General features: G+C 44.9%; 4 protein-coding genes and 1 pseudogene. 1 reads left to right on the top strand and 4 read right to left on the bottom strand.

All coding sequences use genetic code 11. The features are described 5' to 3' along the window. Positions 1-245: pseudogene (locus J0895_RS04255) on the top strand (ABC transporter ATP-binding protein); the annotation flags it as partial. 51 nt (positions 246-296) lie between these two features. On the opposite strand, the gene J0895_RS04250 reads toward J0895_RS04255, so the two are convergent. The 4 genes from J0895_RS04250 to J0895_RS04235 form a co-directional block, all read right to left on the bottom strand. Further along, positions 297-2,753, bottom strand: coding sequence for a GH116 family glycosyl hydrolase (locus J0895_RS04250; protein WP_207086881.1), 2,457 nt, complete (start codon positions 2,751-2,753; stop codon positions 297-299). A gap of 160 nt (positions 2,754-2,913) precedes the next feature. Beyond that, positions 2,914-3,408, bottom strand: a complete 495-nt coding sequence (locus J0895_RS04245; protein WP_207086880.1) for a hypothetical protein — start codon at positions 3,406-3,408, stop codon at positions 2,914-2,916. Then, positions 3,405-4,760: an AAA family ATPase gene (locus J0895_RS04240; protein WP_207086879.1), complete on the bottom strand. Its 1,356-nt coding sequence runs from the start codon at positions 4,758-4,760 to the stop codon at positions 3,405-3,407. The genes J0895_RS04245 and J0895_RS04240 overlap by 4 nt, the downstream gene beginning before the upstream one ends. A 309-nt stretch (positions 4,761-5,069) precedes the next feature. After that, a partial coding sequence (locus J0895_RS04235) for a kinetochore Spc7 family protein (protein ID WP_207086878.1) occupies positions 5,070-5,896 on the bottom strand: 827 nt, incomplete at its 5' end.

The raw sequence follows: 5,896 nt of genomic DNA, 5'->3' as shown, positions 1-5,896 counted from the left end.
TCACCACCCTCGAATCCCTCGGACATGAAACCATTGTATATTTCAATTCTCCCATTGCCAAAATTGAAATCCAAGATAAAGATGACATTTCCAAAGTGCTAGAAAAGCAAGAAGGAGAGAGTCAATCCATTGCGATCGCCCGAGTCGGTTCCGCCCAAAAACTGCACCATGCCGACTGCCTCTCCCTCGCCGTCGATACCCGCCAACTCTACCTCTTCGATCGCCACGGCAACGCCATTCAATAGGGATTTCCCTCGAAAGGACAAGGCATTCCCTTGTCCTTTCCTATTTTCAACCTATTTAAACTCAGTCAACACCCCATAAACCGCCCAAATAGCCATCGCCCGCAGATAATGAGAAGCGCGAAAGGTTCCCACTGCTGTAATCGCTTCCGGAGTTCGGAACTGCAACCCATTTTCATACACTTGCTGAATCACCGTTTCTGTCAACTTAAATCCTTCCTCCTTCATCCCCATTTGTAACAGAAATGCCGCCAATCCGAAATTAATCCCGGTCCATACTTCTAACGGATGAGTCGCATCCGGATTCACCGGAGAACCATCGATTAACACGCCATTAGCTGCTCCAAATTCACCGTTATGAAACTTCAGAAAACAAGACTCATAGACAGTTTTTAAAGCTGATTCTGCACAGTCTATTGGCACAATATCGGCTAACCCTAATAACCGCGCATAGAATTGACCACAAAGCTGATCCGCCATCACGACATCAGAACCGCTTTCGCTGTCCAGGTGATAATAAGTACCATTCCAGAGTTTTTTCTGATAAATTGGCTGCGATCGCCCTAACCAGTCTTGATAGGTACTCAGAGTCTCTTGAATCGTTGCCGGTGACAGTAACTGCGATCGCTTTTGCTCATAAATCGTATCGGTGAAAACGCCGGAATGGGGGGGATTCTTTAAAATTATCTCACCAATGGCGATCGCCGCTTGTAACGCCGCCATCCACAATCCCCCACAATAGGCACTCACCCCACGCATCGGCCAATCATCGAACGTTTGATCCGGTGCACCGCCATTTTCAGGAATCCCATCATCATCTGTATCGAACGTCTTTAAATAGGCGATCGCCTGCACCATCGAGGGCCAACAATCCCATAAAAACTCATAATCATCCCCCCCCGTCAACAGAAAATCCCGATACACCAGCAACGCAAAATCACAGGGTAAATCCTTCCACAAATTACAATCCTGATAACTCGTATAATTAGTCTTCACCCAAGGATGTTCATTCGGTGCACCCAAATCATGAGGCGTCGCATCCGTCATTTTACGAACCGCTGCTGCTTGATTATACCCGATAATCCGAGGTGTATCATCCCCCGTGGGAATCGCCCGCGCAAATCCCCGCATCACCGATTTTTCCAATTCCGGCCACAACATCAACAGGGCAAAAGACCCGTATAATCGCACATCCAAACTCTCATACCAGCGATAATCGAGACATTCAAGCACTGCAAACTTACCCCGAGGTTCCTCCGCATCCTGGGCCGTCCATAATGTTCCCCCATCCGTGAGAATATATAACTCATTGAACAGTGCCATTTTTACCGAATCGGACAAATCGTCCCGGTTTAATATCGATTCTTGCCAGGTGACGATATTCTCACGCCACATATCCGAATGCTTGAGTGCAGTGCGAATCATGGACCAGGAATTTTTGCCATGACGCCCGAAAAAGTCGGTATAGCGGCGGTATTCCCACACTCCGGCGGCGAATTCAGTCACGGGAAAATCCCAAGCGAGGATAAAGGGAATTTTGCGGGTTTTTCCCGGTCGAATCGTGAAGCGAACCGCTAATGCGACCCCAATCCGTTCTCCCTTAGCGGCAGAAGTTTCATCGGTACAATCGAATAAGGAACCATCCTCAGAAAACTGTTCCCAGACTTCTTTGCCGCTGCCAGTGGGATTCCAGCGTGTATTCTTGAAGGTATCGAGAAAGGGATTAGTGGCGGTGGCGATCGCCATTTCTCCCTCACCTTCGAGGGGAATATCTGCGAGTTGACCTCCTGCCATCACACAACCAATCCGATGGAAGTCTTCAATATAGCGGTTAGAATTGCCCTGACTTTGCCCCCATTTGGATTGGTATTCATACACCGGAGACCCATCATCTCGCACTTTAACCGTAGGGGATTTGATGGCATTGGTAAACCAACCCACAACATTTTCCCAAGTCAGCAGAATACTCAGAGTAATCGGTTCATCGGTAGGATTGTAGGCCGTCCATTCAAAAATGGCGATCGGATAGCTACATTCTTGGTATTTTCCCGGCCAAATCGGGGAAAATTGCTCACAAGTGAGTTGTGCTTTAAAAACGTTTTTATAGACGAACCAACTTCGGGGATATAAAGCGTGATAAGTCCCCGTATTGTCACCTTCATCGGTAGAGGTGGGATACCATTGCCATGCATTCAGACTGCCATCGGAGGGGGGTTCGGTACAAAGTGCGTAAGCGTGGCGCTGGCCTTGGGTTTCTTCAAAAATGCTAAACTGACAGGCAGGAAGGGATTGGAACGTATGTTCGCCCCCGTCGAGATGCCAGAGATTGAAGTCACCGCGAGGCGATCGGCCAATACAACCGGCCCCAAACCCCCCGAGGGGCATTCCATGCCAGGGACCATCATCGAGATTACTGCCATAGCGAACGGTATAGGGTTTGTCCCAACCCACACCAATGGGACGCTGCCAAGTCTGGGGAGGAATTTGAGAGGGAGTCGATGGAGTCGTCATAGTTCTGCTTGAATCAACACTCTCGATTAAAGCAGAAGCGTAGACAATGCTACCATGCAGAACCCCAAATTTTTCTCCGGTTGCTCCCCAACTGTACCAAAATCCGAGACCCTGCAACCGATTAAATTAGCTGCCACTGAATTCCGAGAAACCTAACTTTTCAAACAAAATCATTCTCATACTGTCGAGACCCATACTGAAAATTACCCTGATATTTTTTTAACAATTTTTTGAGTCTGACCACCTTAGCATCATTCTCAATACTCTTAATTGGAGGAGATTTACTCAAGACTACTCGGGCAAATACTTGGGCCTGATTTATTTGGGGCTTAAAATGTTCGAGAGTCTGAGTTAACTGTTCGACGGCATGGATTAGGTCCTTTCCTTTTAATTCAATAAAGTAAAGTTGCTCAGAAGATTTTAAATTTTCATCTTCTACTTGTTCCGGACTACAAACTATGAATAAATAGTCACATTTACATTGTTCTTGGCTGGTAATTACACAGTCATCTACTCTGACTTTGCAAACCCGTTGATGGGATGAATTGTTGAGAATATATTTTCGCCCATTCTCTTGTGCTGTAATTATCTTACCGTCAGAGCAAGAGGTGCAGTCGGGATAATGGGTTTCAAACTCTTGGCAAGTGCAGTTCATGCTTCATCCTCAAGTTCAAAGAGTTGATTAAAGGTATTGACAATAATATCTGAAGCCTTATCTATTTCGGCTGATTCAATCAATCCCATTTCTGTATCAAAGATAGAACGAGCTTTGCCATCTTCTAAGATGTAAGCATCTAGTCGATTCGGATCGATCCACAAATGGCGATTAACAACTCGCTCGACTTGTTCCGGTTGGCGTGAACCTAAGTTATGAGCATAAAGTAGATTATTGAAGGATGAAAGAATATAGGGACTATGGGTGGTTAACAGAACTTGATTGTGGGTTTGATTGGCCAAGAGTGCGATTAAATCAATAATTTCTTTTTGAGCCACGGGAAACAAATGAGCTTCAGGTTCTTCTATGACTAGAAAGACTTGGCGTTGATTTAAAATTAAAAGCTGGATCAGTAATAAAATCCAAACCACTTCTTGTTGTCCCGAGGAAGCAAAGTTGATTGAAGTGCTGTTTTTATCTCCCACATCAATCCATTCATTGCCATTTTGATAGCGGTAGGAGCCTTTCAGGATTAACTCTGCTAACTCTTGAGCTAAGGGAATCACCGATAAAAGTTCAGAATTATTACTTTCTGAACTTTGTTCTTGAATTAATCGCGAGAGAGAAGTTTGGTTGAGAATATATTTGGCTCCATCAATCCTATTTAGAAATTTTTCCATCAGAGAGTCTAGTTTAATTAAATTAGACTCGGATAATTCATTCCCTCGGTCAAGTCTATCAATTTTATCAAGCTGCTGAGATAAGGTGGTAATCAAACTTCGGCCTGCGGGCAAAAATAGCAAATCACTTTCATCATTGAAAAGTTGATTTACTTCATCAGCAATCTTTTCAAATAAAGCCGCTTCTTCAGCCTTAATCAGAGTAATTTCTCGGGAAGAAGAAAATTTTAGAGAGTTCTGCTGGAGTTCAGTTTTTTTGCCTTGAAATAAAGAGACAATTTGAGAAAATCTTTCCCTGAAATAGGCATTAAAAATAATATCGGTAAACTGATGATCGCCCGATGTTCTAACCGTAACCTCCAAGCCATTCCCGTATTGGTACTTAAGTTCCATGTCAGGAAACTGCAAAACGAAACCATAAGTTTTGATAAATTGATTTTTTGCCTGTTTAGCAAAGGGAGTTAGGGAAGGGTTAAACTCATCTTGGGTATAAGCTCGATAGAAATATTGGGTTAATTCATCTCGTAGGGATTTAAAGAAAAAGATGGCTTTACTAATTGTGCTTTTGCCGCTGGCTTGTGCTCCAATGAAAATCAAAATATCTTTAATTTCAATCTTAACCTTGGTAATAGGACCAAAATTTTGAATAGTTAACTGGGGTTTTTGAAACATAAATTAATCGCAAATGCTAGGTTTTAAAATAAATTTCTATAGGATATTATAGCGGTTCTCATGCGCGTGAGGTACAGAATATTCAATAGTTTGGTAGGGGCGCAATGCGCAGGCCCGACTGGTGTACTTGCTCGCTATCTTTATGTCCAATTCAGTTAGGGTCACTATATAGGAAGAATAGAGCAGTCTAGCTGCATACAGTTGGACTCAATAACAAAAATCAACCCTTGTCTCTTCTCAATCCGTGGGGGATGGATGGGGTGCAAATGGTGATCCAACCCCTCGCAGATTTAGGGACCTCCGTTAGGCTTACCCTTCGGCTTCTAACTTTTGAATGGCGTGGTTGAGATGTTTGAGATAGGGTTTGACTACTTCGCGATTTTGCTGTTGCAGTTTGACAATTTGGCTTTGCAGTTCATCAAGCTGGGTTTGAACGGTGGTGTCGTCGGGGGCCACTGGACTTGTTAACGCTTGGAACTGAGTTTGAATGTCGGCTAGACTTTGAGTGAGGGTGAGTAATTCGGCTTTGATGTTTGCTAGTTCTGGAGAGGGAATCATCGCGGGAGATGCTAACTCTTGACGGAGGGTTTGAACTTCACTGTTGAGGGTTTCTTGGAGTTCGGTGAAGCGGGTTTCGGTGACATCCCGCAGGCGCATGACTCCGCGACGGACGATCGCAAATTCCCGTTGCATTTCTTCATCATTGGGGTTACCGGAATTGGCCCGATCGCCTTGTTGTTGCAAAGTGGCAGTCGCCTCCGAAAGACGCATCAACGTATTTTCTACATCCTGAATCCGTTCCGATCGCGGCAAAGTTTGTAAACTACTGTGAACCGCAGTGACCACCTGATGCATCTCGGCGATCGCCCCTTGGTGTTCTGTCCGCATTTGCTCCCCAAACCGACTCCGATTCAGGCGATTCAACCACAATGCCAAAGTAATCGGAGTCGCGGCAAATAAAACCTGTCCAGACAATCCCGCCACTACGGATCCCACAGCCGAACCAATCAGGGATGCCGACTCAGCCAGTTCGAGGCGATCGCGCTCTCGAATTCGAGACAGAAAGCTTGGAAAAGCCCGGTGGCGGTTAATGTGCTGCATGGCTTTAGTAACAACAGTTTTAAAATGTTTTCTGC

It is taken from the genome of Phormidium pseudopriestleyi FRX01 (genome assembly GCF_017313335.1).
Taxonomy (GTDB): domain Bacteria; phylum Cyanobacteriota; class Cyanobacteriia; order Cyanobacteriales; family Laspinemataceae; genus Laspinema; species Laspinema pseudopriestleyi.
Note: the sequence above shows the minus strand (reverse complement) of the source record. Positions and strands in the feature narration are given on the sequence as shown.

What these genes read in the sequence shown, in the direction of transcription:
- J0895_RS04250 (WP_207086881.1), bottom strand. Translation starts at nt 2,753, where the DNA reads ATGACGACTCCATCGACTCCCTCTCAAATTCCTCCCCAGACTTGGCAG.
- J0895_RS04245 (WP_207086880.1), bottom strand. Translation starts at nt 3,408, where the DNA reads ATGAACTGCACTTGCCAAGAGTTTGAAACCCATTATCCCGACTGCACC.
- J0895_RS04240 (WP_207086879.1), bottom strand. Translation starts at nt 4,760, where the DNA reads ATGTTTCAAAAACCCCAGTTAACTATTCAAAATTTTGGTCCTATTACC.